This is a genomic window from Pseudoalteromonas sp. SA25 (assembly GCF_011378705.1).
GTDB lineage: Bacteria > Pseudomonadota > Gammaproteobacteria > Enterobacterales > Alteromonadaceae > Pseudoalteromonas > Pseudoalteromonas arctica.
This window is the reverse complement of the sequence record NZ_WTKV01000025.1, coordinates 16014-42844: the sequence shown is the minus strand read 5'-3', so window position 1 is coordinate 42844 and position 26831 is coordinate 16014. Positions and strand designations below refer to the sequence as shown.

Sequence of the window (26831 nt, the reverse complement as noted above, 5' to 3'; positions counted from 1 at the left end):
ATGATTTAGCAATACAACTAGAAAATCATTTTAGGAACATTTGAGGGGGGTTAAGCGTTTCGCACTTACCATAGCAGTTTATTTATATACTATTAATTAACTGCTCAACAGTGAATTTGTTAACATCTCATTGTCAAAAAAGCCTAAATTTGGTACATTATTCCCTCAATAGTATTTATAAAAACAACTATAAGACCCTACAATGAAATGGAACTTCCTTCGACTCAGCTCTTGGCTAATTGCACTTACCTTATTAATTTTCTCTCATAGTATTTTTGCGCAGCAATATAAAATAGATAAACCAGCTAATTGGGTTAATACACATATTATTGAGCAACCCAAGCATTCCGACATAACCAAGGTACGTGACGGCACACTTTATTTGTTACTCGATAACCAATCCTATATACCGAGCAGACAAAAACAGCAACGCTATACGCGTTTGGTTATGAAAGCTTTAAATCAAAGTGGTGTTGATTATATAAGCCAGCTTAATCTTGATTTTGATCCAAGTTACGAGTCGCTAACACTAAATAGCTTAACGATTATTAGAAATAATGAGCGCATTGATAAGCTTGGTAGCGCGAGAATGACGGTTATACAAGGTGAATCTGAATTAGCTGATCGTATTTATAATGGTAGCTTATCACTCAATATTATTATTGATGATATGCGCAGTGGCGACATACTCGATTACAGCTACACAGTGGCAGGTAGCAACCCTATATATGCTAATAAATTTAGTACAAGACGCACGCTAAACTGGTCGGTACCCGTAGTGCAACAAAATATGCGTGTACTTTGGGGTAAACAAACGCCTTTACATATTAATACAATAAACGGCACAGCAGATATTCAAGAAACGCTTAACAAATATGGCAAAGATTATTCTATAACTCTTTTTGAAGAACCCTTACTCGAGCAAAATTCTCAAACCCCAACGTGGTACGACCCATATACACAAGTTTACTTTTCTGAGTTTGACGATTGGGGTCAGGTAGTTAACTGGGCATATCCACTTTATCAGTCAGCCATAGAAACCCCAAACAGCATTTTGGATGTAGCTGAAGAAATAAAAGCAAAACACACAAAAACATCAGACAAAATTGCAGCAGCACTGCGCTTTAGCCAAGACGAAGTTCGATATTTAGGGCTTGAAATGGGCACTAACTCGCATCAACCAACGTCAGCTTCAGAAACGCTTTCGCTACGATATGGCGATTGCAAAGATAAAACAGTACTGCTTATCTCGTTATTAAAAGCGATGGATATAGAGGCCTTCCCTGCGCTAGTTGATACAGAGGAAACCAAACGTTTAAAAGAACTTCCACCTTCTGCAAGTGTATTTAATCACGTAATTGTTACGCTTAAACAAAACGGAAAACGCTACTGGCTCGATCCTACGGTTAGCTACCAACGAGGTACTCTCGAATATTTAGCACAGCCTGATTATGGCTATGCCCTAATTATTGATAAAGGTGAAACCACTTTAACTTCAATGGCGCAAAAACCTGTACATACAAATGTATCTGTAGAAGATAACTTTTTTATTGCTGAAAAAGTATCTGAGCCATCACGTTTTGAAACCCAGTACACTTATGCTGAATTTGAAGCTATTAACCGAAGAAGCAGTATAGCCAGCAGTGGTCTAAATAGCGTTGCTAAATCTTATTTCGAGTATTACCAAGGCTTTTTAAATGGTCTATCAATCAATGAAGCAATGACTATTAGTGAACAAGAACAAACGGGTAAACTAATAACCAAAGAATCGTATTTAATTAGTGAATTTTGGGAAAAAACAGACGAAGGCTACGAAGCTAGTTTTTACGCGAATGAAATACAAAATAGCGTTTACGAACCAAAGCAGGTAAATCGCACCGACCCACTCTACTTTGGCTACCCCAATATAATTAACACCACAATAAAACTACATTTTGCAGAAAAAGGTTGGGGATTTGATAGCGATCAACAAGAAATTGATAACGACTACTTCAATCTAAAAACAACTACTGAATTTAATGATAACGTTTTAACACTGAGTTATGACTATTACGCAAAACAAGATCATATTAAAGCCGCTCAAATAGATGATTATTTAGCACAGCGTAAAAAGTTAATATCAGCAACCCATTACCCTATTCTAAAATACGCGGAAACGACCGAAACGCCTCAAACAACAGCTGATGTGCTAGATAGCTTTGGTTATAGTTGGCTTAAATATGTGTTGGCTGGCTATATTTTAGTACTCATATTCTTTTTCGCCGATTGGCGATTAGAGTCAGCAAAAAAAGTGAAATTTGAAGATAGTCCATTTTATGCAGTATCTGTAAGTAAGTTTATTATTTACAGTATTTTAAGTTTAGGCATATTTGTTAACTACTGGAGTTATCGTAACTTTAAAGCCATTAAAGAGCGCGATAACTCAAGTATTATGCCTATTGCTCGAGGTATATTTGCATTTTTATGGTATTACCCTTTGTATCTCGCACTTGCAGAGCACAGCCAACAACAGTTAAACAAAAATAGAGTAATGCCTAACTGGACTGCCTTAACACTCTGGCTAATGGTACTTGCCAGCGCCTTTGCTTATCGAATGGACGAATACGCAACCATAGTGATTTGTATAATGCCATTTTTATGGTTGCCTCTAGTTAGTTACATTGAACAAACCGATACAAGTAAAGAAGCCCTACATTACAACTCGTACTGGCGAATTAGACAGTATTTAATCTCGCTTGCGTTTGCACCTCTATTATTTTTAGGCGTACTTCAAGAAGTAAATATTTTACCCAATACCGCAATTATAAAAGGCGATAGTTTATGGTCTTACCAAGTACACTTTTTAAAACGTAATCGCCTAACACCTGAAAACGAAGAAATACTTTATTTTTATAGCGATGCAGTATTTGATTACCGAGAAGACGGTAACGGAATAACCGAGAACTATATTTTTAGTTACTACAAAAACGATGACGGCAGGCTTGAATCGGATCTTAGTCACTTTAAAGACATAGAAAAAATAGAAACCACCTACGGTAAAACCAAACTTGATAACACAAGCATTAAAGTAATAAAAACTGACGGTAGTGATTTCTTGCTCATTGTAGGGCGTCTAAACAAGCAGGATAAAGTACTAGTGGAGCAGATTAATTTACGTATAACAGCAAATAAAGTGCGTTAGTGGCTTAAAATATCCAATTAAGTACGAATATTTTTAGCCACTAATTAAAGGCTGTTGATCTTTGGGGGTTAAGATTTTATAAGAGACTATTTTATTTGATATCAAAGCAGTCGCTGTCTTGGAAGGCGATAAAATCATTCCTAGCTTGAATTTATTTTAACTTTGAAAGATCAATACTTTTATAATAAAAATTCATATCAAATTATTCAATAAGTATTAAACATCTATTTTTTATTCTTAATTTTTCAGCCAAGATAAGCATTTTTATGAAATGGCAGTGCTAACTAGCCGATTTATATATGAATAAAAAACAAGCGCCACAATAATAAGAATTATTTGCATTTAGGTGTTGACAGATAGTTAGATCTAACTGATAATCAATATCAACAAGACGGATTGCATACCACTTGTTAAGGAATGAATTGATTTGTTTCTCGACCCTGAAACAACGTGTGGCGCACGTAAACAGCTATGGTTACTTGTTATGAACCGCAACGCCCCTTGATGTTGATGATGAGTAACCGCCCTACTATTTTACTTGCTACATTGCTCATATCGGTGACGGTAGATATGAAACTAAAAAAGCCCTTACGGGCTTTTTTTATGTCTGTAATTTAATAAAACTAAATCACTTTAATTAAATAACCTGAACTCTGGTTAAATATTAACGACGGTTTTTACGAGCTCTTGCCCGGCGTTGAAGCTTCTCTTCTTCTTTAGCTGCTTTTTTAGCTTCTGCAGCGGCGCGTAAACCAGCAACCATTACTTCTTCTTCCTCACGCATCTGCGGAGTTTCCATAGTAATACGGCCAATAATACCGTCGCGTAATTCGTTGATTAGTATTTCAGACATTTTATATGTGTCTATTTGGTTACCACCACGAATACAGCCGCGTTTTTTACCCGCCATTTCAACAAACTCCCAATCACTTTCAGGTAGTTCGGCAATTTTATAACGTGCTTTTAAAAGCTCAGGGTATGCACGCAATAAGTATTCAGCGGTGTAACTTGCTACTTCTTCATACTCAAGCGCCGTATCACGAATGGCACCTGTAGCGCCTAAACGATAACCTGAGTTTTCATTTTCTACTTTTGGCCACAACATACCTGGCGTATCGTAAAGCATAATACCGTCTTCAAGCTTAATGCGTTGTTGTGCTTTGGTTACCGCAGGTTCATTACCTGTTTTTGCAACTATGCGTCCAGCCAGTACATTAATTAACGTAGATTTACCCACGTTAGGAATACCCATTATCATGGCTTTAATTTGCTTATCTGCACCCACTTTATGCGGCACTAACTTTTTACAAAGCTCATTTATACGACTTACTTCAGCTGCTTTATCATGTCCAAAAGAAATCGCTTTAACACCATTTTCTTGCTCAAAATAATCTTTCCAGATTTGAGTCATTTTAGGATCAGCTAAATCAGCTTTGTTCAAAATTTTGATGACCGGCTTACCTTCACGCAAGGTTGCCACCATCGGGTTTTCACTACTGTAGGGAATGCGCGCATCAAGCACTTCAATGATCACATCCATTTGTGGCATTATTTCTTTAATTTCATTGCGGGCTTTATTCATATGCCCAGGGAACCACTGGATAGCCATTTTTAACTCCTAACGTATAATTAACCGCTATTTTAACTGGCAATTCATTTAATTGCGCTATACTGACGCAAATTTTTTCAGATTAGTTGTTATGGCTCTTAAATCCACCATTATGAAAGTGCAGTTATCGCTTAGCGATATGGACCGCCACGTTTATCAAGATTTTAATTTAACCTTGGCTCAACACCCATCAGAAACCGATCAGCGGTTGATGATTCGCTTACTCGCTTTTGCGCTAAATAGCTGTGATGGTTTAGAATTTACTAAAGGATTAAGCGCTGATGATGAGCCTGAACTTTGGCATGTAAGCTATAGTGAAGAAATAGAGCTGTGGATTGAACTTGGCTTACCAGATGAAAAACGCCTTAAAAAAGCCTGTAATAAATCTAAAAAAGTGGTGCTATATACTTATGGTGAAAACAATCAAGCAATTTGGTGGCAAAAACACCAACCTAAATTGTATGAATTTAAAAATCTAAGTATTTTTAGCCTTGATTATGCAGCAACACAAGCACTTGCTGCTTTGGTTGATCGTGGAATTAAGCTCGCCATTACCATTCAAGATGGTGAAGTATGGATAAATACCGATACAACCAATATTGAAATAAAACCGCTACAGTTAATGTAATTACGGTAGTTATACCAATTGCATTAAATTAGTTATCTATTATAGCGACAAATAAATAAGTCGATAACAAGGCGAAAATTATGACATATAGTTGTTCTATCTAAATAATTCTTAACGCAGGTAGCGGATTATTTAATACGCTAGAATGATCATGTTTTTAATAAAATTGGTATTAGGGAGCATATGAAAGTTAAACACGTTATTGTTTTACATGGCTTGTATATGTCTGGCTTTGTTATGCGCCCACTTTGTTCACGACTTGAAGAATCGGGGATGACGGTATTAAACATTACCTATAATACGCTCGACCCTCACCGCGATACCATATTTGCACAAATTGATGAGTGTATTTCTAACGAACCTGCAGCGCTTGTATGCCACTCAATGGGAGGGCTTATTGCACGTGCTTACCTAGAGGCAAACTCCCCTGCTAGCCAGAATGTTACGAAGGTAATTACACTGGGTACTCCACATAAAGGCAGCCATATAGCGCAAAAAATGAAGCAAAAAGGGTTTGAATCATTTTTAAAAAATAGTGTTGAATTTTTACTCACTAAAAATGGTAATTGGCCTTTTAAAGCTAAGCTTTACAGTATTGCGGGCGATTTACCTATTGGGCTTATGCCCTTAATAGTCAAAGGTAGCCAGTCAGATGGCACTGTATTACTAGATGAAACCAAACTTAAAGGTATGGCCGAACATAAAGTGTTTCATTTAAGCCATACCAGTATGATTTACTCGCGCCAAGTACTCGATTACATTTTAAAGTGCTTAAACGAGAAAGATTAATCCTCAGCATTGGCTGCTATTTTATAACTAATTAAAAATACCACTGCCAATATAAGCGGAATCGGCGCCGCAATGTAGCCAAAAAAATCTGAGTTCGCAAAGCTTGCACCCGCTAAGTGCGCTACTAACCCAAGTACAAATGCGATGACTGCAATTCCTACCACTATTAACTCTGCTTTATTTTGTTTCGCTGTTTTTGCATGCATGTTATCTCTCCTAATTATTTCGACAACATTATTATGCGCCGTTAGGGTGGATGATTTTTGACCTGCATCAATAAAAAAATAGCTAAGTTATTACCTTGAATAAAGTTTGTTTTAGATCATGATTTATATACTTTTGAGGTTTATTTACTTTTGAGGGGTAGTATTTTTATTAATCAGACCCACTTCTATTAATAGTCTAAAGTGAATATAGGTATCAAAAACAGCTAATAGGTTAAAACTATTAACTAGATACATTTAAACGATTTTACTAATTTATCGAAATTAGTAATACTTATCACAAGTTCACAAATCAACGGTTATTCAAGGAGCAAGTTATGTCACATGTAAACGCAATTGGTCTAAACAGCGCAAAAAGCGAAGACATCATAAAGTCACTCAATACATTATTGAGTAGCTACCAGATTCAATACATGAACGCGCGTGGTTTTCACTGGAATATTAAAGGCCGTAACTTTTTTGAACTACACGTTAAGTTTGAAGAAATTTATAACTTACTACTTCTTAAAGTAGATGAAGTTGCAGAACGTATTTTAACGTTAGATGGCGCACCTCTACATGCATTTTCTGATTACCTTGAAGTAAGTAAAATTAAAGAAGCTAAAGGTATTAGTGATGGTGTTACAGCCGTAGAGAATCTACTTGCTGGTTACAGTACATTAATTCACATGCAGCGTGATATTTTAACCCAAGCTGGTGATGCAGACGACGAAGGTACAGCCTCACTAATGAGCGATTACATCTCAGAGCAAGAAAAATTGGTTTGGATGCTAAAGGCTTACTTAGACTAAACTAGCAAAAAAAAAGCCCTCAATGAAGAGGGCCACAAATAGGGATAAATCGTTAAATAATCAAGCGATTCGGTTACTATATTAGTCTCCTCCCAATACTAAACAACGCCCCTGTTACCAGTGGCGTTGTTTTTGGTTTAAGTGGGCACAATGCTCATATATTGGGATAAACAATGTATAAGCATTACTGCTCTTATTATTTTTTCCAATAAAAAAGCCCCAGCGATACTGAGGCTTTGTGAACGTAACTAATTAAGTAACTATATTAGTGTCGTTATTGTTGGTTAGAATTTACTTCTAAAACCTATGTAGAATGATTGACCAATTGGGTCGTACGTACCAGCATCAGTTTCAGTACCAGTACTTGAACCGCTCACACCCGATAAAATGCGTGGTGGCTCTTTATCAAATAAGTTACTTGCACCAGCGTAAAGCTCTGTTGAATCGCTGATATGGTAACTTGCTTGAACATCATGATACGTTACTGAACCAATCCCTACTCCACCTGGAGCAATACCAAAACCACTTAAGAATTGATCATCAAAGTCTGCAGCGCCAATGTAAGTTAAGCTCCAGTTAAAATCAAAGTCGTTAAGTTTATAACCAAAGTTCCAGTTAGCTTTATGCTCTGATGCACCAATTTCTCCAGCAAACTCATCTTTATCAGCGCCTGGAAGTGGAATGCTATAACCATCGATTAGGTAAGTATAAGCAAGGCGAGTTCTAAACGCACCAGGACCAATATCAGCAGAGTACGTTAGTGTTAAATCAACACCTTCTGTACCTAAACCACCACTGTTAGATACACCACTGTCGATAAATTCTAGTGAACCAGCACTATTATTACCTGATGGCGCACTACGACGAGTTACAAAGTCACAAAAGCTTGTATCGCCGCCGCCATAACATTGGTCAAGAATAAACTGACGAGGTGTTGATACGATTGCATCTGTAATTTCGATATCAAAGTAATCAAGCGTAATATCTAGTCCTGATATTAGGTTTTCTGGTGTAAATACTAAACCTACTGTTACAGAGTCACCAACTTCTTCTTTTAAATCTTGGTTACCACGGTTAAAGCCACTAATGCCTTGTAAGTCAGACTGGTTAAGCGTGAACTCACCATTTGAAGCGATATTAGTTGTAACACCACCATCTGTTCGACAAGCATCACCAGCAGCACCACCGCCACTATTAGTAACACCTAAACATGGATCGTTTAAGCCACTTGGGAAAGTTTGTGAAGGCGGAGAAAATAGTTCATCGATATTTGGAGCACGTGTTGAACGAGCACGAGTAGCACGTAAACGTAAGCTATCCATTACTTCCCAATCAACACCCACATTCCAACTTTCAGTGCTACCTACAGTTGAATAGTCAGATAAACGAACAGCTGCGTTCATTGTTACAGTATCAAGCACAGGGATATTTGCTTCTACATAATACTCAGTTACATCAAACGAGCCTTCTGTTGCTGGGATTGCATTACCCGCATTAAGACCTGCTTGCTGTAGTGCATCAAATTCACTGCGTGAAAATTCTTCGCGGTATTCAAAACCAGCTGCAATACCTACCGTACCTGCTGGTAAATCAAATAAATCACCTGAAATATTACCACCAATGATTTCTTGCTCAACCGACGTTGAAAGCGAACTAGGTGCACTTACAAAATCAATAGCACCTTGCGATAACGAATTAAAACCATAAATGTCTACTGGTGCACAATTAAAGCCACGTGCTGTCGCATCGATACAGATAGCCTCATCAGTAATACCATCACCATCTAAATCTTGGCTATCGATCACAGCTTCTAAACCTTGACGGAAGCTTTGTACATTAACTAGACCGCCTGAAACTTGTTGCTCTTTTGTTTTACCGTATACATAGTAAGTATCGTAAAACCAACCATCGGCTATTTCACCTTGAAAACCAAGTGCTAAACGGAATGTATCACGCTCTGCTCGTGCTCCACGATTACCGATATCACTTAAACGTTTTGCAAAGAAGATATCTCGTGCGCCATCACCGTCGGTATCGGTTGCTGCGTTATATATATCGTCTGGAACAAACGCGTTACGTAAAAGCTCACCATTTACATTAAATTCAATTGGTACCTGGCCATTTGCATAAATGTCGTCAGAGGCAAAAGGAAATGGCTCTAATTCAGAAACGGTTGTTGTTGCAGCGTAAGTGCCTTCATAAAAAAAGCTATGCTTGTCGCTTAACTCGTAGCTACCATTTGAGGCAAATAAGTAACGTTCTGTAGGTATTGCTATTGTACGTACACCGCTTCGGTTAAAACCATTTGCAGCTACGCCATCGCCGCCATTAGTACTAAATGAGTTTTGTAGGTTGTTTGCATCATTAAACGTAAATGTTTCATCCCCAGCGCTAAAACGACCTTGTGGTGGAAATGAAGATAAAAACGGGCTTACTGCATCAAATACAGAACCTGGATTTGCTACTGGATCATCTTCGAAGAAAATACCTGAAAATTGGTCTACCGCTGAGCGATCACGGTCACGTGAGAAAACAGCGCCTTGATCAGAGTAACCAAGGTGAAACATTGCGTGTCCTTTACCATCTGAGCTTGATAAGCCTGAGGTAAAGTTAAATTGGCGTGACTCATCATCACCTTCACTCGATTCACCATACTGACCATCAAACTCAACGCCTTCAAAGTCATCTTTTAAAACAAAGTTAACTACACCAGCAACAGCGTCAGAGCCATAAACAGATGAAGCACCACCTGTCATAATTTCAACACGTTCAATAAATTGGCTCGGAATAGTGTTTAAATCGACAGCAGAGCTACCTGGTACACCTGATACATAACGACGACCGTTAACTAATACCAATGTACGGTTAGAACCTAAATTACGTAAATCTACAGTCGCAACACCTGCACTCGCTGTACTAAAGTTTGAGTTAGTACGACTGATTGCCGGTGAACCAAATGCTGGATTATCTAGTAGTAAATCTTGAATATTTAATGAACCAGATGCGTCGATTGCTGTGCTATCTACAACTTGAATAGGCGCTGATGACATCGCCTCAGCTGAACGAATGCGAGAGCCTGTAACTTGTACACGTTCTATTTTAGTAATTTCGTCATCTTCTGCAGCCACACCTTGAAATGAAATGCTTGCAAGTATCGCGCTGCTTAGCGCAACTGTTAACGACGATTTTTTAAATAATCGCGCGCTACCTTTGTTAGTTAATATCATATAATTCCCCTGAATTGTTATTTTTGTAACTAAATAGTTACTTCGCGGATTACAGTAAGGGGATTTATTTAAACACTCTACGTACGTTATTTATTAGGCGTAATCTTTGGTATGAATAGCTAGTTTGATGGGACGAATTAGTACGTCACAATTATTTTATAAATATATTGTACTTTTCATAACAGTTTTTCCGCTAAGCACGGTCTTTATTATTATATACAGCAAGAGATATAAAATAATGGTCGCTTCTTTTCATGCATTAACTTTTGTTAGTAACACTAAGTTTGCAACATTTTTAACAAAGCGCGTGCAAGAGCACCGACACTTTGAATCTCAATCTTTTATTCAGGCAAACAGATTAGATCAGATAGATACAGATCAATACAACGTACTGTTTTACGAACTAACTAATCTGGCTGACCCTATGCAAATAGTGCATTTAACAGAGCTAGCTAAAAAACTTAAGTTAGTCATTATTGCCCAGTCGGGTCATTTTGCGAGTTTTGCTTTTGAAGTTGGCGCTGTTGATTTTTTAATAGTAGATTCAACTGCACCACGTATTGATAAATGCTTTGATAAACTAATTCACCTTTGCCCGATTGCAAGCGCGGCCGAACGTCAATATCAACAAAGCACACAAACCGAAAAACCATCATCACATATCGTAGTTAAAGATGTAGGTAAGGTAAGGCTAATTGATATAAAAGATATTATTTGGATTAATGGTGCGGGCAATTATGTAGAGCTGCATTTTACCCAAGGTAGTACACCGGTATTACACCGCGAAACCATGAAAAATATTGAACAGCAGCTAGAGCCAGAAGGGTTTATTCGTATTCATCGCTCAACGCTGGTAAGAAAACAAGCTATCTGCGAACTGATGCCTACTGACAGTGGCGATTATAAAGTTAGACTTAAAAACGATATGTGCTTAAACCTTTCAAGGCGCTATAAAGGGTGTTTAGAGAGTATTATAAGCCCTCTTCAGTAGCGGTTTATAATACTCATATTAATTACCAGTTCTGTTTTATATAACTATCACTTGGATGCACTAATAAATAGCTTTCAGTATCTTTATAAAAATTAACTTCTACATCGCTATTTTTCCATACTTTTTCAAACATGTTTTTAGCTATGATATTAATGTTTATATAGTCAACTCGTTGATAGCCACGTTCTTTTACACCCGCAAAATAGGCCTCTAACGAATCAAGACTATCTAAAGTTAACAGTTCAAACTCTTTTAAATTAACAATCACAAACTTAATCGTATTTTCAGGGTGAGTGCTCAATTCTTGAATAACACCATTAGTTAATGATGTTATACCTTCATTGTTAAAGCTCCCCTTCAATTTTAAATACATATGAGGGGGCTGTGAACAAATCTGAAATTCGCCATGTGCTCCAAACATAAATTACCTTATATATATCAACTTCTATATATAGAGTAATACAATTTTCCGATTTTGCAGTTAATTTAACAGCGCAATAAAAAAGGCCATTTCGAGGGCTTTTTCTTCTAAGCTTTTAAAACGACCTGATGCACCGCCATGGCCTGCATCCATATCGGTTTTAAAGACTAAAATATTACTGTCTGTTTTAAGTTCACGCATTTTTGCAACCCACTTCATAGGCTCCCAATACTGTACTTGTGAGTCATGAAGACCGGTAGTAACGAGTATGTTCGGGTAGTTTTGTGCGCTAATATTGTCATAAGGTGAGTAAGCTTCAATTACATCATAAAATTGAGGCTCATTTGGATTACCCCATTCATCGTATTCATTTGTTGTGAGCGGAATACTCTCATCAAGCATTGTGGTTAATACGTCTAAAAATGGTACATGACAGCCAACACCGCAATATAACTCTGGTGCCTGGTTTACAACCGCCCCCATTAATAGGCCACCGGCACTGCCGCCTGAGGCAAACACCTTATTGCTATCACAATAACCTTGATCAACAAGCGCTTTTGTCACATCAATAAAGTCACTAAAGCTATTTTGTTTATGCTCTTTTTTACCTTGCTCATACCATTCGCGACCTAGCATTTCAGAGCCTCGAACATGCGCAATAACATAAACAAAGCCACGATCGAGCAAGCTCAGTGACGAACTAGAAAAACTAGGATCAATCGTATAGCCATAGGCGCCATAGCCGTATTGAAATAACGGATTTGTGCCATCTTTTTTAAAGCTGTCTTTTCGATAAACAACAGATACAGGTACTTTAACTCCGTCGCGAGCAGTTACCATTAATCGCTCCGACTGATAGTCATCGGCATTAAAACTACCGACTACTTTTTGCTGTTTAAGTAGTGTTTTTTCGCCAGTTGCTAAATCAACATCATATAAAGAGCCTGGTGTTGTTAAACTTGAGTAATAAATACGCGCAGTGCGAGTGTCTGGCTCTGGGTTCATTGCTATTGCAGCATAATAACAAGGATCGGCAAACTCAAGTGCCATACGATCCCCTAGCCTATTAACAACTACAAATCGAGCTTGCCCTTGCTCGCGTTCACTCAATACTAAAAAGTCATTAAATAACTCTACACCTTCAAGTAGTACATTTTCTCTGTGAGCTGTATGCTCAAACCATTGTGTTTTATCAGCAATCGTTTCGTTTGTTGCCGTCATTAATCTAAAGTTTTTAGCTTGCCAGTTAGTCACAATATAAAATGTGTCACCTAGCTTATCTACGTCAAACTCGTGGCCATCTTCACGCGGCATTAATGCTTTAAATTCGTCAGTGGGCTTATTAGCATCAAGCACCCATGTATCGTTGGTCTCTGTCGATGCTAAATCAATAATAATTAAGCCTTCGTCGCGGCTTTTACCAAGCCCCATAAAAAAGCTGCTGTCTTGCTCTTCGTAAACCATTACGTCTTGGCTTTGCTCGCTGCCAAGCTCATGCCTAAATACTTGGTATCCTAGTAGCGTTTTTAAATCTTTTTTTACATAAAAAACAGTTTTATTGTCGTTAGCCCAAACAACCTGCCCTTCTGTATTTTCAAGTACATCAGGTAGCATTTCACCGGTCGCTAAGCTTTTAAAGCGAACATTATAAATACGACGACCTTCAGTATCTTCAGAGTAAGCCATAAGCTGCTCGCATGGGCTTAGTGCGACTTCTCCTAGCTCAAAAAACTCAAATCCCTCAGCTAATATATTCACATCGAGTAAAAGCTCTTTATTATCAGCCCTTATGCTCGTGCTTCTATAATGGCGAGAGTACTCATCGTCACCACGAACTTCTGAGTGATACCAGTATTTCCCGTCTTTAACGGGTACCGAGTTATCGTCTTTTACAATGCGTGCTTTTAACTCTTCAAAAAGTGTATTTTGGAGTGGCTTCATTGCAGCTAACTGTTCATCGCAATATGCATTTTCAGCATGTAAATGTGCAAGTACTTGCTCATCCTGACGATCGTCATCACGCATCCAATAGTAATTATCAGTGCGTATTTTATTATGAGTACTTAATGTATGGGCTTGCTGTTTAGCAATCGGGAAATTAGGTAATAAACTTAAAGAGTAGTCAGGACGAGACACAACAAAACCAATTAAAAAAATAATGTGATTTGCAGTTTATCATAAAAATAAAAAAGCCCATCCAATAGTTGGATGGGCTAAAACGGTAAACGCTTCATTACTAAAACCGCTATACCTTTGGGAAGATAATTCACTAACAGCCTTATATTTGCTGCCAAGCCATAGCCCAGCTTTGTCCAACACCGGGCTCGAACATAAACTTTTTATCGTCACTCGCGCGGCAAAACTCATTAAATGGCCAAGGCCTACATTGATAAACATGCCCTGTTTTTGGCTGCAATACCTTTGTACCCGCATTATAGTTTTCACAATTTTCAGGGTACACGTAATCATAAGTATCAAGGTTATTAACAACACGCTCATCGCATTTTGCAATACAATGAAAATCGACATGCGCTTTACATATCCCACTGCTTTGCAAAGCAAAAATTTCATTGTTTCTATAGGCAACAATTAAACCTTGTTCGGTCATTTTACCTGCGCTAACAAGAGGTACATGCACGTTAATATGCTCGGCAACTAAACGTGGCCATGCGTGAGGCTCACCTTGTTCAAGCGAGGTGATTTTGTAATCAAATGATAAACTAACTAGCTCTCCTTGCATGTCATAAAAGGTTACACTCACCACATCGCCAATAAACAATTGGGTATGATGATTTAAGCAACCTATTGTTGACCACTTTCCACAGGCCAACGACGTATGCATAAACACGGCAACACCTTAAGAGTTACAAAATCTTATCCATACACTATGGATACACAAAAAATACACTGAGGGCAAGTGATACATAACAACACGTTATGCAGTAGTCCCGCTACCATAGCTTTATAAAAAGCCTTAGACCGGAAACTTTGCGCCCTAATCTTTCGATTAGTTTGCCAGCAATGCGGCGATTATAATTCGGCCCCGCATAACAATCAAACAAAAGAATGTAACCAAAAACAAAAACCAACCCTTTAGGGTTGGTTTAGTGTGTTTTTAACTAAATAAATAAGTTAAAGGTTCTTTTGCCCACGTAAATATCAGCAGCACCAATAAAGATATAAATATTAGCCACGCAGGCCAAGACGCTTTTGTTACTTTAGCCTCAGAGCCATCCGCTTTTAACTCTTTTGAGCCTGTGATCATCGCCTTAACTAGCGGCTTACCTTTTATTCTATAAACAATAATAGCTAATACATGTAGACCAATAGCATAAAGTAAAATGTCAAAATTCAGCTCATGTAGCCAATTTGCAAAATCAATCGTATCGCTAGACACATATTGAGCAAGCGGGCCGTCAGTTAAAATGCCATCACTACTCATTAACCCGGTAATAAGCTGCGTAATTATAATTATAAAAAATACCATTACCATACAACTGCCAGGTGCTGAATGACCTAGCGAATCGCTTGGTGTCTTTAGTGCCTTTAAAATAGCACGAGGAGAGTGCAGCAACCCACTTAATCTCGCAGTTTTACTTCCGATAATGCCCCATATTAAACGCGTTACGATGAGTGCTAAAGTAAAGAACCCAGCAACAAAATGAAGCTCAATCATGCCCTCTTCAATACTAAAATAAAGCACCGCAATACTTACAACCAAAAACCAATGAAAGCATCTAATAAACCCATCCCACACTTTTAACGTCGTCATTGCGCCTATCCTTAAAAAAACAGTATTATCTAATTCGTTAACTACTTTAACATCATAATATTAAGGTATCCTTATGAGCCATTCTACAAGCCGTGCGAGTAAATATCATGCAACCAGTTAAAAAAGCTATTTTAAAAGGCTTTTTAGATATGCTACCACTGTGTTTAGCTGTTGTTCCTTGGGGCATTTTATGTGGTTCTTTAGCGATTCAAAATGGCTTTAGTGCACTAGAAACCCAAGCAATGTCGTTATTAGTCTTTGCAGGCTCTGCACAGCTTGTTGCGATTGAACTTATGGCGGGCAACACACCATTGCTTACAATTTTATTCACAACATTTATTATTAGCTCTCGGCACTTTTTATACGGTTTAGCTGTGCGTCATAAGGTAATTGACCAACCTATGCGTTGGCGCTTACCAGTAAGTTTTGTATTAACCGATGAGCTATTTGCATTTTCTCACCATAGAAAAGCGTACAGAACAAAAACACGTTTAATATACGCATTGAGCGCTGGTTTTAGCTTTTATATTGCATGGAATATTTGGACGTTAATTGGCATTGTAGCAGGCACAATGCTGCCCGATTTAACTAATTTAGGGCTCGACTTTGCCATTGCTGCCACGTTTATAGCTTTGGTTATTCCGGGCATTAAAAATTTGGCCTCACTCGTTACGGTAGTTGTAGCAGGCATTAGCGCAACGCTTTTAAAAAGCACAGGATTTGAGTTATGGCTTGTTTGCTCAGCGCTGCTGGCAATGGCCGCAGGTTACAGCACAGCAAGACTAGCCACTAAAAAGGAAGTAACGCCATGATGACGACTATTTTACTCATGGCGTGCATTACATTTTTTACGCGTTATTTATTTTTACACCGTGCTTTGCCGTTTAAAGTAGGCCCTAAAATGCAGCAATTTTTAAGCTTTAGCGCACCAGCAGTGCTTACAGCAATTTGGGTGCCTATCGTGTTTTTGAATGAAGATGGCATTAACTTAAACTGGCAAAACCCTTATTTAAGCGCAGCAATAGTCGCCATTATTGTTGCCTACAAAACACATAATATTTATTACACTACGCTTGCCGGTATGGGGCTATTTCTAATTTTAAATTAGTGCGATCTTTATACTTTATGAAATACTGCACTCAGGTTAAAATGCGGCTAACAACAATAAAAAGACGCCAATATGCACAAATTCCATCAATTAAGCGCAACAAGCTTGCAGGGTCAACCTATCAACTTTAATGATTTTGAAGGGAAGGTTGTGCTTATTGTTAATACCGCAAGTAAATGTGGATTTACCTACCAATACGAGTCGCTTCAAGCTTTGCATAATAAATATGCCAGCCAAGGTTTAGTTATTCTGGGATTTCCGTGCAATCAATTTGGTCAGCAAGAACCCGGCGACGCAACACAAATAGAGCAAGGGTGCTTAATTAATTTTGGTGTGAGTTTTTTAATAGCGGCCAAAGTAGATGTAAACGGTGAGCATGCACATCCTGTATTTCGTCACTTGAAATCGGCTTTATCTGGTTTTTTAACACGTAAAATAAAGTGGAATTTTACTAAATTTTTAATTGCCGCAGATGGTACACCAATTAAACGTTATGCACCTTTTATTAAACCCGAAAAGCTAGAACTTACAATTCAAGAAGCATTAGCACAGGCTAAAAGTACGCTTTAAAAAGTAATAAAGAGGCGCAAGGCCTCTTTATTGCCAATACTATTGAAACTTAAACATACGCATAACTGCACATTTAAACTCTCAATATTAATTGGTATTTTATTTATACTAGTGAAATTTAATCGGTGTAATCGCTTAAATCGTCTTCGCCTAGATTTTTACGCAAGCGTTTTTGCTCAAGGTAGTCTTCCAACTTCTTTTTAACCTTTTGCTTGTTCTTATCGTGTTGATTACGTCCGAGCATTTCGTACTCGTCTTCAACAAAATCGTCATCTAGCGCATCGTAACTAAATGTCTTACCCACAACCCACTCCATAAAGTGTTTGAGACCAACCAAGGATTTTATTATCGCAATAGCCGGTAAAATTAAAAATGTTTAATGCCAAAGTGCTCTGCAAATTAACATCAAAATAAAGCCACGCGACTACTGTAAATAGTCTTCATGTCAGTAATGTGAATAAATAGCGCTAAATTTGAATTGAGGAAAGTGAGAGTTTTTTATCGTATCGATAAATAAAATTTATTAATTTTTATTAGTTAGCCAATTTGACTAAAAAATAGCTATTTATTAATTTTTTTGACTTGCTAAAAAATAAAGAAAAACACTTAATCAATTGTTTTTTATGGAAAAATAAAACTGGCATCAAACTTGTTATTAATTAATCGTCATCAACAAAAAGTAGAGAACAAATATGAAAAAATTACTATTAGTTAGCGCATTAATTTGTACGCCAGCCGCTATGGCTCATAACGACAACGATTCTGCAATTTCATTTAGTAACGATGAATGTAACGTCGAATTTAAAAACGATGTACGTATTAAACCAAACGAATTAGAAATTTTTACTGCCAATAATAAAACTATGCAATTTAATACCCATGGTGACTTAACCGTAAATGGCGAGCTTGTAGCGCTTAATAGCTCACAACGCGAAGCACTGAATAAGTACTCTGACAGCTTACGCACTCAATTACCTGAAGTAGCTAATATAGCGTTAGAGGGTGTTAAAATTGCCGGTGTAGCATTAGAAGAAGTAGGCAATGCATTTAATATTGACGGTCTTGATAATATGTCTGAGCTTATGGACGACATTAAAATTGAGGTAGAAAATACATTTTACCAGCAAGGTACATTTGTAATGGGCCAACAAAGTTTTAATCAATTTGGCGAAAACTTTGAACAACAATTTGAGCAGCAGATAGAAACAGCGGTTGAATCAGCAGTAATGCAATCAATGGGCAGCATTTTAGTGGCTTTAGGTTCTGAGTTACTTGGTTCAGGCGGCGATATGGATGCCTTTGAACAACGCATGGAAAATATGGGTGCACAAATAGAAGAAAAAGTAGAGCTACATGCAAGCGCACTTGAAGAGAGAGCTAACTCTTTATGTGAAAACTTTGCTGATATTGCAAAACAAGAAGAGCAATTAGTAATGCAAGTGCCTGAGCTTAAAGGTTACCAGTTATTTAGCTTTAAACACAATTAGTACAGCAAACGTTATTTAACATCCCTTTGGCAGCACTTAAGTTTACTTAAATGCTGCTTTTTTGTGTTTCCCAAACTTATACCAACCTGCATAAATCTTTGATCAATTTAACGAATTAAATTGCACTATAACTTCGTTAAAAATTTTTTATTTAGAACAACTAGATACAAAAACTTTTGCCTAGTTCTAGCGTAATTTTCTTAACGTTAAATAGACCCCATATATAAGCAGATTGGTATTACTTTTTAGCTAATAAAGTGAGCTTGCCCAATGTAACTATTGCTTGCTCTATCTGCTCGCTCCACGGCACACCATAACTTAACCTTACGCAGCTTTTATACTTATTAGAGGCTGAAAAAATAAGCCCAGGGGTAATACTAATACCAACCTCAAGAGCAAGTAAAAATAATTTTTGACTATCGTACTCGCTTCCTAAATCTAGCCACATTACGCAACCCCCTTTTGGATCGCTTATACGTGTATTTTTTGGCATAGCTTGTTGTAAACACCATCGCATACGCTCTTTGTTATCGCGCAGGCGCTGCCTGAGTACCTTTAAGTTACGGTCGTACTCGCCGCTGGCAATAAATTCTGATAACGCCCATTGGTTTATTAACGAAGCGGAGCAACTTAGTGCTCGTTTATATCGCCGCGCTTGTGTTGCAAATTTACCGGCAACGACCCAACCCACACGATAGCTAGGCGCTGCCGTTTTAGAAAAAGATGAGCAACTGATCACTAATCCTTTTTTAGAGTACGCTAAAGCAGGTGTGCCTCGTCTAGCCGTAAAATATAGATCGCCGTATACGTCATCTTCAATAAGCACTACGTCGTGGCTTTCGAGTAACTCCACCAGCTGCTGCCTATTTGTATCTGGCATAAAGCTGCCCACAGGGTTGCTAATTGCTGTCGAGAATAAACACGCTTTTATGTCATGCTCATTCAAAGCGCGATCCAAATCGCTTAACCAAATGCCATTATCTGGGCACAGTGGTATTTCGAGCGCTTTAAGCCCTAAGCTTTCTATTAGCTCTATAATCCCGTGATAACAAGGTGTCTCAATAGCCACTACATCGCCTGGCTTTGTCACGCACTTAAGCGCAATAGCCATGGCCTCTTGCGCACCATTGGTGATAACAAGCTCGTCCATATCAATGCCAATACCAAAATCTAAATAGCGATGCACTAATTGCTTTTTCAGCGGTACAAACCCATCTGTTGGGCCATAGTTTATGGCTTTACTGCCCGCAATTGTCATTACGCGGCGCATGTTTCTGGCGAGTGCTTTATCGGTAGGTGCTGCGGCAATTGGGTTAGCGATACCAAAAGGGACTACGTTCGCTTGATGAATCGCGCTGTACACCTGCTCTATTAAGGCTTGTTTATTTACCACAACAGGTTCGCGACTTAATTTAACTCGCTTAGGTAAATTATGCGCCATGCTAACGACTTTTAAAAAATATCCTGATTTTTCACGCGCCTCTACTAACCCTTGATCTTCAAGTGACTGGTAAGCCTGTTTTACAGTGGGGATACTTATGCTTAAGTTATCTGCCATTTTACGCAGTGATGGAAGTTTTTCGCCGGGGAGTAAAACTTGTTGAGCGCTCATATCTCTAATCAACTGAATAACTTGCTGATATAAAAACTCATGCCCTTGGCTATTTTTTTGTCTTATCATCACACACCAAATCTGTATAGGTTACATTTTTACTTTTCTGTATATGGTAAGTATACAGATAGGTCTTAAAATAGCCATTCAATCGGGCTTTGGAGACTAACCATGAAAAGTGCAGCGCTATACATTACAACTGTTTTAATTTGGGGCTCAACTTGGTTAGCCATAGAGTTTCAGTTAGGTGATATTGCGGTAGAGTTATCGTTATTTTATCGCTTTGCTATTGCAGCGCTTTTAATGTGGTTATATGTAGCGTACAAAAAACCCGACATGCGATTTAAGTTACTGGATCATGGCTTTTTTGTTTTATTAGCCATTTGTAATTTTGGATTAAATTATTTAATGCTTTACTGGGCACAAAATCACCTTACCTCAGCCATGACCTCTATTGCCTTTTCAATGCTGCTGGTTATGAACATAGTCAATACTCGGTTATTTTTTGGTAAGCCAATCTCAAAACGAATTTATACAGGTGCTGTACTCGCTGTATTAGGTATTACGTGTCTGTTTTGGCCACAGTTACAGCAGTTCGACTTGAGTAATGGTGCGTTGGTCGGGTTACTACTTGCCCTCGGTGGCACCTTTGTGGCTTCATTGGGAAATATGGTAAGCGTTCGTAATTCTCGTAAACAAATTGGTGTATTGCAAGGCAATGCATGGGGTATGTTATACAGCGCTATAGGCTTGGCTTTATATGTATTAATGAACAATGTGCAATTTAGTTTAAACGCTCCACCAAGTTACTGGTTATCACTACTTTATCTATCAATATTTGGCACTGTAATCGCTTTTGGTTGCTACTTTGCTCTACTTAGAAATATAGGCCCTGAAAAAGCCAGCTACGTTATTGTTTTATTCCCACTAGTGGCAGTAACACTGAGTAGCTTTTTTGAAGGCTTTGAATGGCAAGCAAATACCTTTGCAGGATTTAGCCTAGTGCTATTAGGTAACGCCATTGTGCTTACCCCAACAAAACGAATTAACGCCTTTTTAGCTAATAGAGCAATGGCTAAAAGTGGCTCCGTCCCCAGTTAGACGCGTTATTAACGCAACTAACGTAAAAGCGCCTACCCTACTGTAGGCGCTTTTTTATTGGCATATGAAAAAGTAAAGCCTGCCCATGTACACTAATAACGGCAGGAGTTTTACCTACCAGTTCACCATCTGCTTCAATCAATAACCCTTCAGTTTTTATGGAAGCTGTATTTAAGCGACTGTAGTTAAGGTTTTTTATATGCTGATGGCGCTTAAAAAATAACTTCATAAAGCTTATTACATTATAAAAAAGCCCACCCGATCGCATTTGATAACACTCAAGCAGCCCATCAGTTAAATCTGCTTTTGGCGCTATTTCTAGACCACCACCAAAGTACTTATGATTAGCAAATACGGTAATTAAATTTTTATACTGCCTAACATCGTTATTAAACGTACCTTGTAACTGCTGAGCTTGATAATAAAATAGCTCCTTAATGCTCGTCCAACTGTAATCAAAAGATGAAAAACTAGCTTTTAGCATTAATCGCTTTAACTACATGAGCATCAAACCCTACCCCTGCAGTATTAATAAAATAGCGACTATTAATTTTTCCTACATCAATTGCTGTCGGTGTATTAAATAATGCCTTTCGCCAATCATCTTCTTTGCAACTAAACCCTCTCGAGAAATCATTACCTGTACCGCAAGGCAATAATGCTAACGTACAGCTACTCCCTATTAACGCATTAACCGCCAAGCTCAATGTACCGTCTCCGCCAAGTACAACTACTTTGGTAAATTTACTGAGTAGCAACCTTATTTGAGCGCTGTCATTGTTAAAGTTTCCTGTTGTAGTAAACATACAATAAGAAAAACTGCGTTTTTTACAAATGCTTTTAAGCCACATTAGTGATTTTTCATTCTGTTTTTTTGTACTTGGTTTAATAATTATTAGTAGTGACAAGCTTTTGTTTCCAACAATGTATTTGAGAACGAATAAAAAAGAGTTTAATTGAGTTTTTTTAATCTGAATAACTAGTCAAAAAAGGTTGTGTAAAATGCATATAAATAAATAAAAACACACACAAATACCAGTATTGGTGAGAGTAACGCCGATTTTATTTTAACTACTTATGCAAAAACCATAATAAAAAACACTGGACCGCACGTTAATAAAATAAATAAGGATTAGTTTAACTAATCCGTCAGGCTCAATTTTTATCGTTGTCTTTTTAATCAAACAACGTGCAAAATGCACGCGATTTCAACATATACAACCCGGAGCAAAATAATGAAACCAATTAACACATTAAATCAAACAGCAGCAGCTCAAGTAGCAGTTAAACCAACTAACCGTAAAGCAAGAATGTTAGCTAGACTTAACACTATTGGTAAAAGACTAGCACTTAGCGGCGCAGCTCAATATAAATAATCACCCAACCATGATTATTTTTCGGTGCAGCGAACACTCAACCACTAAATGAAGTCACTTATTTAGCTCCCCCTTGTTTGCTGCAACCTATTTATTTTATTAAAAATTGCCTTAATTTCCCCTTATTTACAAAAAAAACCTCATTTACGTATGTTTTTTAGGCAAACAGTCATTTTGCTATTTACACAGCGGTATCACCTAAGTATTATTCTGCGTCACGGAGAGATGGCAGAGTGGTCGAATGCACCGGTCTTGAAAACCGGCATGGGTTTATAGCCCATCTAGGGTTCAAATCCCTATCTCTCCACCATATTTTAATTGGTGGTTTTTTTTACTTCCATCAATACAAACGGTTATGCGTTGGAGAGGTGTCCGAGTGGCCGAAGGAGCTCCCCTGCTAAGGGAGTATAGAGTTTGTAGCTCTATCGAGGGTTCGAATCCCTCCCTCTCCACCATACTTAATTTAAACCACTTGATTGTGGTTTTTTTGTGCCTAAAAATTATAAAAACTAAACAAATTGTGCCTAGTAATAACTTAGGGCATTATTAACATAACTTTAGCCACTTTAGGTTTAGCTATGATCCGGTTCATATTGCTATCAGTTTGCGCGGCAGCACCATTTTTTACCTTGGCACAAAGTACAACAGTGTATAAGTGTGTAATTAAGGGCGTTCCTACCTTTAGCCAAACGCCTTGCGCTAAAGATGCACAAGTTATTACTCTTAAAGATATAAACGTAATTGAAGCATACAAAAGCTCTACGCCCGGTAAAGGTATTACCGACACCTCTGTGGATGACTACTTAGAAGTTCAACAAATAGAACGAGAAATAAAGCGCCTTGAGCTATCTATTGCACAAAGCCAAAAAGAATACGCAGCTAAAAAACAGCAGATAGATTACATGACTCAAGATAAAGCCAATCGTTTAGGCGCTTCGTCTATTGCTGATGCTATCGCAACTAAAACAAATTCGTTAAAGCAAGCTTACGACGCATCAATTAATCAAACGCAGCAAAAAATAGAGTCATTAAAACAAAGAAAACAGCAGCTTAGCCAAAACCCTTAAGCGCTCGTTTTACTATCAAAATAAACTGCGCAACGTCTTCTTGAGTATTATAAATATGTGGCGATACTCGTATCCCAAATTTACGGGCATCTACACTGACTTTCGCTTTATTAAGCCCTGTAAGTACATGGTCTTGCTCCTTGTTAAAAAACAAAATAACAGTCCCGCTGCATTTATCACTACTCATAGGTGATGCAACATATTTGCCTAGTTGCTCATGAATAAGCGTAAGCATAGCTAAATTATGATTCCTTACCTTGTGAGCAGTTAGCTCTGCAAAGTAAGCAATGCTATTTGCGGCAATAATATAAGGCGCTACAGAGGGAGTGCCCCCCCAAAATTTGAGCGCACTGGCGTTATATTCAAAGTGGTTTATATTGAACTCAAATGGATTTTGATGCGAAAACCAACCCACATCTTTAGGCTCACAATACTCTATTTGATTTTTGTTAACCCATAAATAAGCTGCACCTGGGCCACCACATAACCATTTAACGCTCGAGCCAATCATAAAGTCCGCATCGAGTATGCTTAAATCAAGCGGTATAACACCCGCTGACTGAGCAACATCAACTATTGATAAACTATTGGTTAATTTACTTATAGCTACAATATCGTATACAGGCGCCTGTACACCTGTATTTGAATACACATGACTTATAAAAACTAAATCGATGTCGGCGGTTATATAACGCTGCCAAACACTAATATCAGTTAGGTTTTCGTGCTCTGGTATAAACATAATTTGTGCGCACTCTGGTAATGCTTTTTGCATTGCAAAACCCATGCTCGGAAAATCACTTTGTGCCATTAGCACTTTACAATTTTTTTGCTGTAACCGTGGGTGCGACATAAGCAACTTTGTTAAGCCACTTGATAAATTAACCTGAGGACAAAACTGCGAACTAGGCGCATTAAATAACTTACCAAGCGCGGTAGTAAATTGCTCAACTGCGGACAGCCATTGTTGCCAAGGTTCTTTATTTGAGCTCTCCCACGGTAAAAAGTAGCGCTGAGCTAAATATTGCTGCGTATTTTTAAGAGGACGCCCTACCGAGTGGTTTAATAAATAACAGCCATCGGCCATACAAAAATCATTTTTAAGCATGCTATTTAACCCATTCTTTAAGTGTATTTAGATCGTCAAAACGTGTTTTTATATCGTCGCGTTTGGCACTGGCTCGCCTATCTCTTAATTTTTCGAGCGAATCAAGTAACACATTAAGCGGCGGACCACTTGCTGTTACCTTGCTCATATGCTGCTGTTGCATATTTTTTGAGGGCTGAGCAATAAACTTTTCAACCAGTTGATTATGATGACCGACTGCGGTGTCGCCATGTAATTTACACACTTGAATAAATAACGTTGCGTGGCTTTTAAACCAATCTGTATTTTTATATGGTTTGGCTTGTAAAAAGTCATCCATAAAGCTTTGCATACGCATAGCTTCTCGTAGGATTTGTTGATCCTCTGGCATCATATATAAAAACTTATCCACCAGCATTTGCGAGTAACTAGGCTCGTTTGCACTACACAGTCCTAACAGCATATCAATCACGTTAATACCTGCAAAGTCACCAGCATTTGCACCTCTGTAAACCTCTTTACCTACACGGTACGGTTTATAATAAGGGCGAACGCAGTTAAAAAATCGATCTGTATCGAGCTCAGAATAAAGTGCATTGTTTGACTCAATTACATCTATAAGCGCTTGTTTAGCTACTTTTAATAACTCACCACACAAGGGATGTGAAATACCTAACGGCAATATTTTTAATAATGCATCACTTGCCCGTTTGTAGGCCAAAATGCCTTGAGTGTTATAATCAAGAAATAGCTTTTCATCAGGTAAATTAGTAAATCGTTTATAAATACCGTTAAGTGCTTTGTTATGAGTAGTTAAGTGGGCGGTAGCAAAGCGAGGGGTTACGCCAATCGATGCGCCAATATGCATAGCAAGCGCTGAAGCATCTATTAGTGGGGAGCTGGTTTCTCTGCTTGGTTCGGTAATTTCATGGCGTCTACACGCCGCCATAAACAATCCTACGTTACCGAGTAAGTCAAAAGCGCTATCAAAGCCTTGATCTGTGTTTCCCTCGGCTAATAAATTGCTAATTAATACGTTGCCTTCTTTTTCTAATTGTTGCTTTAAGGCCTCGCCTACCCCTTCTACATTGGCTTTATCGGTTTGCTGCCAATAAAGCTGCTCTAATTCACTATTTAAAGTGACAAACTCTGTTCGTATCCAGTGATCGAAAATAGCGGTATGTGTGTTCATTGGTGTGCTCTATTATTTTTATAGTTAAATGCTAACAGAGTTCAATGAGGGTAAAACGCCAAAAAAATTAGTAAAAACTGTAATACTTAGCAATAATCACTACAAATATAAAAATAATTAATAAAAGCCGACAACTATGTTAGATAAAAAAGATCAGCAATTACTCATTGCACTGCAAAGCCAAGCTCGTATGTCGGTTTCAGACTTGGCCAGCGGTATCAACCTATCGGATACACCTTGCCTAAGGCGTATAAAAAAGTTAGAGCAAGAAAACATTATTACCGGCTACCACGCCGCCATAAATCCTAAAGCACTTAACCTTAATGTGTTGGTATATGCGTTCGTACGATTAAGCCAAAACTCAGTAAGTGCTGCAGAGCAATTTGAGCAACATGTAGAAAAATTACCACATGTATTAGAGTGTTGTGTAATATCAGGAAGCTATGATTATTTATTAAAAATCATTGCACATGATCTTGAGAGCTACGAAACATTTGTAAAACATCAGCTAGGTAGTTTAAGTTGTATTGCGAATATAGAATCAACAGTCGTGTTAAAGCAGTCATTTAGCAAAAAACAGTTACCATTATAAAAATAA

At 38.0% G+C, this 26831-nt stretch carries 26 protein-coding genes, 2 tRNA genes and 1 riboswitch; of the genes, 15 read left to right on the top strand and 13 right to left on the bottom strand.

Features of this window, described 5'->3' with window-relative positions; translation table 11 throughout:
* Window positions 1-202: 202 nt before the first annotated feature.
* Window positions 203-3181, top strand: coding sequence for a DUF3857 domain-containing transglutaminase family protein (locus GQR45_RS17750; protein WP_165726626.1), 2979 nt, complete (start codon window positions 203-205; stop codon window positions 3179-3181).
* Window positions 3182-3845: 664 nt separating this feature from the next.
* Here the strand turns inward: GQR45_RS17750 and ylqF are convergent.
* Window positions 3846-4790 (bottom strand): ribosome biogenesis GTPase YlqF, encoded by a 945-nt coding sequence (gene ylqF, locus GQR45_RS17745; RefSeq protein ID WP_007579822.1) that lies wholly within the window; start codon window positions 4788-4790, stop codon window positions 3846-3848.
* A gap of 91 nt (window positions 4791-4881) precedes the next feature.
* Between ylqF and GQR45_RS17740 the strand changes: the two genes are divergently transcribed.
* Both GQR45_RS17740 and GQR45_RS17735 read left to right on the top strand, forming a co-directional pair.
* On the top strand, window positions 4882-5418 hold the full coding sequence (locus GQR45_RS17740; protein WP_165726625.1) for a YaeQ family protein: 537 nt from the start codon (window positions 4882-4884) through the stop codon (window positions 5416-5418).
* A gap of 183 nt (window positions 5419-5601) precedes the next feature.
* Window positions 5602-6207 (top strand): alpha/beta fold hydrolase, encoded by a 606-nt coding sequence (locus GQR45_RS17735; RefSeq protein ID WP_010554854.1) that lies wholly within the window; start codon window positions 5602-5604, stop codon window positions 6205-6207.
* Here the strand turns inward: GQR45_RS17735 and GQR45_RS17730 are convergent.
* Entirely contained in the window at window positions 6204-6413 is a 210-nt protein-coding gene (locus GQR45_RS17730; RefSeq protein WP_007579816.1) for a hypothetical protein, read from the bottom strand. The genes GQR45_RS17735 and GQR45_RS17730 overlap by 4 nt on opposite strands.
* Window positions 6414-6748: 335 nt before the next feature.
* On the opposite strand from GQR45_RS17730, the gene GQR45_RS17725 reads away from it, so the two are divergent.
* A complete protein-coding gene (locus GQR45_RS17725) occupies window positions 6749-7222 on the top strand; it encodes a Dps family protein (RefSeq protein ID WP_165726624.1) in 474 nt (157 codons plus the stop codon).
* 284 nt (window positions 7223-7506) lie between these two features.
* Here GQR45_RS17725 and GQR45_RS17720 read toward each other — a convergent pair whose 3' ends face one another.
* On the bottom strand, window positions 7507-10449 hold the full coding sequence (locus tag GQR45_RS17720) for a TonB-dependent receptor (RefSeq protein ID WP_165726623.1): 2943 nt from the start codon (window positions 10447-10449) through the stop codon (window positions 7507-7509).
* Between the two features lie 238 nt (window positions 10450-10687).
* Here GQR45_RS17720 and GQR45_RS17715 point away from each other — a divergent pair, with 238 nt between their 5' ends.
* The gene (locus GQR45_RS17715) at window positions 10688-11440 is read left to right on the top strand and encodes a response regulator transcription factor (RefSeq protein WP_007579810.1); all 753 of its coding nucleotides are present in this window, start codon (window positions 10688-10690) and stop codon (window positions 11438-11440) included.
* Between the two features lie 22 nt (window positions 11441-11462).
* Here the strand turns inward: GQR45_RS17715 and GQR45_RS17710 are convergent, their stop codons facing one another.
* From GQR45_RS17710 to GQR45_RS17695, 4 genes are all read right to left on the bottom strand, one after another.
* A complete protein-coding gene (locus GQR45_RS17710) occupies window positions 11463-11861 on the bottom strand; it encodes a hypothetical protein (RefSeq protein WP_007579808.1) in 399 nt (132 codons plus the stop codon).
* A gap of 60 nt (window positions 11862-11921) precedes the next feature.
* Window positions 11922-13997 (bottom strand): S9 family peptidase, encoded by a 2076-nt coding sequence (locus GQR45_RS17705; RefSeq protein ID WP_165726622.1) that lies wholly within the window; start codon window positions 13995-13997, stop codon window positions 11922-11924.
* 142 nt (window positions 13998-14139) lie between these two features.
* Window positions 14140-14703: a hypothetical protein gene (locus GQR45_RS17700; RefSeq protein WP_010554848.1), complete on the bottom strand. Its 564-nt coding sequence runs from the start codon at window positions 14701-14703 to the stop codon at window positions 14140-14142.
* A gap of 96 nt (window positions 14704-14799) precedes the next feature.
* A riboswitch (cyclic di-GMP riboswitch) is annotated at window positions 14800-14888 on the bottom strand.
* 88 nt (window positions 14889-14976) lie between these two features.
* Window positions 14977-15633 carry a cytochrome b/b6 domain-containing protein gene (locus GQR45_RS17695; RefSeq protein ID WP_010554847.1) on the bottom strand — a complete coding sequence of 219 codons (657 nt, stop codon included), beginning with the start codon at window positions 15631-15633 and terminating at the stop codon, window positions 14977-14979.
* Between the two features lie 107 nt (window positions 15634-15740).
* Here GQR45_RS17695 and GQR45_RS17690 point away from each other — a divergent pair, with 107 nt between their 5' ends.
* The 3 genes from GQR45_RS17690 (at window position 15741) to GQR45_RS17680 (ending at window position 17311) form a co-directional block, all read left to right on the top strand.
* A complete protein-coding gene (locus tag GQR45_RS17690) occupies window positions 15741-16445 on the top strand; it encodes an AzlC family ABC transporter permease (protein ID WP_165726621.1) in 705 nt (234 codons plus the stop codon).
* Window positions 16442-16741, top strand: coding sequence for an AzlD domain-containing protein (locus GQR45_RS17685; protein WP_004335020.1), 300 nt, complete (start codon window positions 16442-16444; stop codon window positions 16739-16741). Before GQR45_RS17690 ends, GQR45_RS17685 begins: the two co-directional genes overlap by 4 nt.
* 72 nt (window positions 16742-16813) lie before the next feature.
* Window positions 16814-17311 carry a glutathione peroxidase gene (locus GQR45_RS17680; protein ID WP_165726620.1) on the top strand — a complete coding sequence of 166 codons (498 nt, stop codon included), beginning with the start codon at window positions 16814-16816 and terminating at the stop codon, window positions 17309-17311.
* 118 nt (window positions 17312-17429) lie between these two features.
* On the opposite strand, the gene GQR45_RS17675 is transcribed toward GQR45_RS17680, so the two are convergent.
* Window positions 17430-17615, bottom strand: a complete 186-nt coding sequence (locus GQR45_RS17675; protein WP_007579801.1) for a hypothetical protein — start codon at window positions 17613-17615, stop codon at window positions 17430-17432.
* Window positions 17616-18003: 388 nt separating this feature from the next.
* Between GQR45_RS17675 and GQR45_RS17670 the strand changes: the two genes are divergently transcribed.
* Window positions 18004-18798 carry a YggN family protein gene (locus GQR45_RS17670; protein ID WP_007579800.1) on the top strand — a complete coding sequence of 265 codons (795 nt, stop codon included), beginning with the start codon at window positions 18004-18006 and terminating at the stop codon, window positions 18796-18798.
* Window positions 18799-19036: 238 nt separating this feature from the next.
* On the opposite strand, the gene GQR45_RS17665 is transcribed toward GQR45_RS17670, so the two are convergent.
* On the bottom strand, window positions 19037-20479 hold the full coding sequence (locus tag GQR45_RS17665) for a PLP-dependent aminotransferase family protein (RefSeq protein ID WP_165726619.1): 1443 nt from the start codon (window positions 20477-20479) through the stop codon (window positions 19037-19039).
* A 102-nt stretch (window positions 20480-20581) separates the two neighbouring features.
* Between GQR45_RS17665 and GQR45_RS17660 the strand changes: the two genes are divergently transcribed.
* A complete protein-coding gene (locus tag GQR45_RS17660; protein ID WP_165726618.1) occupies window positions 20582-21511 on the top strand; it encodes a DMT family transporter in 930 nt (309 codons plus the stop codon).
* A gap of 37 nt (window positions 21512-21548) precedes the next feature.
* On the opposite strand, the gene GQR45_RS21430 is transcribed toward GQR45_RS17660, so the two are convergent.
* Complete coding sequence (locus GQR45_RS21430; RefSeq protein WP_240920266.1) at window positions 21549-21995, bottom strand: hypothetical protein; 447 nt, start codon at window positions 21993-21995, stop codon at window positions 21549-21551.
* Window positions 21982-22362: a diacylglycerol kinase family protein gene (locus GQR45_RS21425; protein WP_240920269.1), complete on the bottom strand. Its 381-nt coding sequence runs from the start codon at window positions 22360-22362 to the stop codon at window positions 21982-21984. Before GQR45_RS21425 ends, GQR45_RS21430 begins: the two co-directional genes overlap by 14 nt.
* Before the next feature lie 384 nt (window positions 22363-22746).
* Between GQR45_RS21425 and GQR45_RS17650 the strand changes: the two genes are divergently transcribed.
* From GQR45_RS17650 to GQR45_RS17635, 4 genes are all read left to right on the top strand, one after another.
* Window positions 22747-22887, top strand: coding sequence for a hypothetical protein (locus tag GQR45_RS17650; protein ID WP_010554841.1), 141 nt, complete (start codon window positions 22747-22749; stop codon window positions 22885-22887).
* Window positions 22888-23106: 219 nt separating this feature from the next.
* Window positions 23107-23197: transfer RNA gene (locus tag GQR45_RS17645), tRNA-Ser, on the top strand.
* A 52-nt stretch (window positions 23198-23249) separates the two neighbouring features.
* Window positions 23250-23342: transfer RNA gene (locus GQR45_RS17640), tRNA-Ser, on the top strand.
* A gap of 123 nt (window positions 23343-23465) precedes the next feature.
* A complete protein-coding gene (locus tag GQR45_RS17635) occupies window positions 23466-23954 on the top strand; it encodes a DUF4124 domain-containing protein (protein WP_007579794.1) in 489 nt (162 codons plus the stop codon).
* Here the strand turns inward: GQR45_RS17635 and GQR45_RS17630 are convergent.
* The gene (locus GQR45_RS17630; protein ID WP_165726617.1) at window positions 23938-25062 is read right to left on the bottom strand and encodes an aminotransferase class V-fold PLP-dependent enzyme; all 1125 of its coding nucleotides are present in this window, start codon (window positions 25060-25062) and stop codon (window positions 23938-23940) included. The genes GQR45_RS17635 and GQR45_RS17630 overlap by 17 nt on opposite strands.
* Window position 25063: 1 nt before the next feature.
* Window positions 25064-26233 carry a monodechloroaminopyrrolnitrin synthase PrnB family protein gene (locus GQR45_RS17625; RefSeq protein WP_165726616.1) on the bottom strand — a complete coding sequence of 390 codons (1170 nt, stop codon included), beginning with the start codon at window positions 26231-26233 and terminating at the stop codon, window positions 25064-25066.
* Between the two features lie 136 nt (window positions 26234-26369).
* Here GQR45_RS17625 and GQR45_RS17620 point away from each other — a divergent pair, with 136 nt between their 5' ends.
* Window positions 26370-26825, top strand: a complete 456-nt coding sequence (locus GQR45_RS17620) for an Lrp/AsnC family transcriptional regulator (RefSeq protein WP_010554838.1) — start codon at window positions 26370-26372, stop codon at window positions 26823-26825.
* Window positions 26826-26831: the final 6 nt, after the last annotated feature.

Bases quoted from the DNA above. Each gene is read 5' to 3' on its own strand.
- GQR45_RS17720 (WP_165726623.1), bottom strand. From the start codon at position 10,449: ATGATATTAACTAACAAAGGTAGCGCGCGATTATTTAAAAAATCGTCG.
- GQR45_RS17695 (WP_010554847.1), bottom strand. From the start codon at position 15,633: ATGACGACGTTAAAAGTGTGGGATGGGTTTATTAGATGCTTTCATTGG.
- GQR45_RS17635 (WP_007579794.1), top strand. From the start codon at position 23,466: ATGATCCGGTTCATATTGCTATCAGTTTGCGCGGCAGCACCATTTTTT.
- GQR45_RS17730 (WP_007579816.1), bottom strand. From the start codon at position 6,413: ATGCATGCAAAAACAGCGAAACAAAATAAAGCAGAGTTAATAGTGGTA.
- GQR45_RS17750 (WP_165726626.1), top strand. From the start codon at position 203: ATGAAATGGAACTTCCTTCGACTCAGCTCTTGGCTAATTGCACTTACC.
- GQR45_RS17715 (WP_007579810.1), top strand. From the start codon at position 10,688: ATGGTCGCTTCTTTTCATGCATTAACTTTTGTTAGTAACACTAAGTTT.
- GQR45_RS17710 (WP_007579808.1), bottom strand. From the start codon at position 11,861: ATGTTTGGAGCACATGGCGAATTTCAGATTTGTTCACAGCCCCCTCAT.
- GQR45_RS21430 (WP_240920266.1), bottom strand. From the start codon at position 21,995: ATGCTAAAAGCTAGTTTTTCATCTTTTGATTACAGTTGGACGAGCATT.
- GQR45_RS17725 (WP_165726624.1), top strand. From the start codon at position 6,749: ATGTCACATGTAAACGCAATTGGTCTAAACAGCGCAAAAAGCGAAGAC.
- GQR45_RS17690 (WP_165726621.1), top strand. From the start codon at position 15,741: ATGCAACCAGTTAAAAAAGCTATTTTAAAAGGCTTTTTAGATATGCTA.
- GQR45_RS17620 (WP_010554838.1), top strand. From the start codon at position 26,370: ATGTTAGATAAAAAAGATCAGCAATTACTCATTGCACTGCAAAGCCAA.
- GQR45_RS17625 (WP_165726616.1), bottom strand. From the start codon at position 26,233: ATGAACACACATACCGCTATTTTCGATCACTGGATACGAACAGAGTTT.
- GQR45_RS17630 (WP_165726617.1), bottom strand. From the start codon at position 25,062: ATGCTTAAAAATGATTTTTGTATGGCCGATGGCTGTTATTTATTAAAC.
- GQR45_RS17685 (WP_004335020.1), top strand. From the start codon at position 16,442: ATGATGACGACTATTTTACTCATGGCGTGCATTACATTTTTTACGCGT.
- GQR45_RS17660 (WP_165726618.1), top strand. From the start codon at position 20,582: ATGAAAAGTGCAGCGCTATACATTACAACTGTTTTAATTTGGGGCTCA.
- GQR45_RS17665 (WP_165726619.1), bottom strand. From the start codon at position 20,479: ATGATAAGACAAAAAAATAGCCAAGGGCATGAGTTTTTATATCAGCAA.
- GQR45_RS17680 (WP_165726620.1), top strand. From the start codon at position 16,814: ATGCACAAATTCCATCAATTAAGCGCAACAAGCTTGCAGGGTCAACCT.
- GQR45_RS17670 (WP_007579800.1), top strand. From the start codon at position 18,004: ATGAAAAAATTACTATTAGTTAGCGCATTAATTTGTACGCCAGCCGCT.
- GQR45_RS17740 (WP_165726625.1), top strand. From the start codon at position 4,882: ATGGCTCTTAAATCCACCATTATGAAAGTGCAGTTATCGCTTAGCGAT.
- GQR45_RS17735 (WP_010554854.1), top strand. From the start codon at position 5,602: ATGAAAGTTAAACACGTTATTGTTTTACATGGCTTGTATATGTCTGGC.
- GQR45_RS17650 (WP_010554841.1), top strand. From the start codon at position 22,747: ATGAAACCAATTAACACATTAAATCAAACAGCAGCAGCTCAAGTAGCA.
- GQR45_RS21425 (WP_240920269.1), bottom strand. From the start codon at position 22,362: ATGTGGCTTAAAAGCATTTGTAAAAAACGCAGTTTTTCTTATTGTATG.
- ylqF (WP_007579822.1), bottom strand. From the start codon at position 4,790: ATGGCTATCCAGTGGTTCCCTGGGCATATGAATAAAGCCCGCAATGAA.
- GQR45_RS17700 (WP_010554848.1), bottom strand. From the start codon at position 14,703: ATGCATACGTCGTTGGCCTGTGGAAAGTGGTCAACAATAGGTTGCTTA.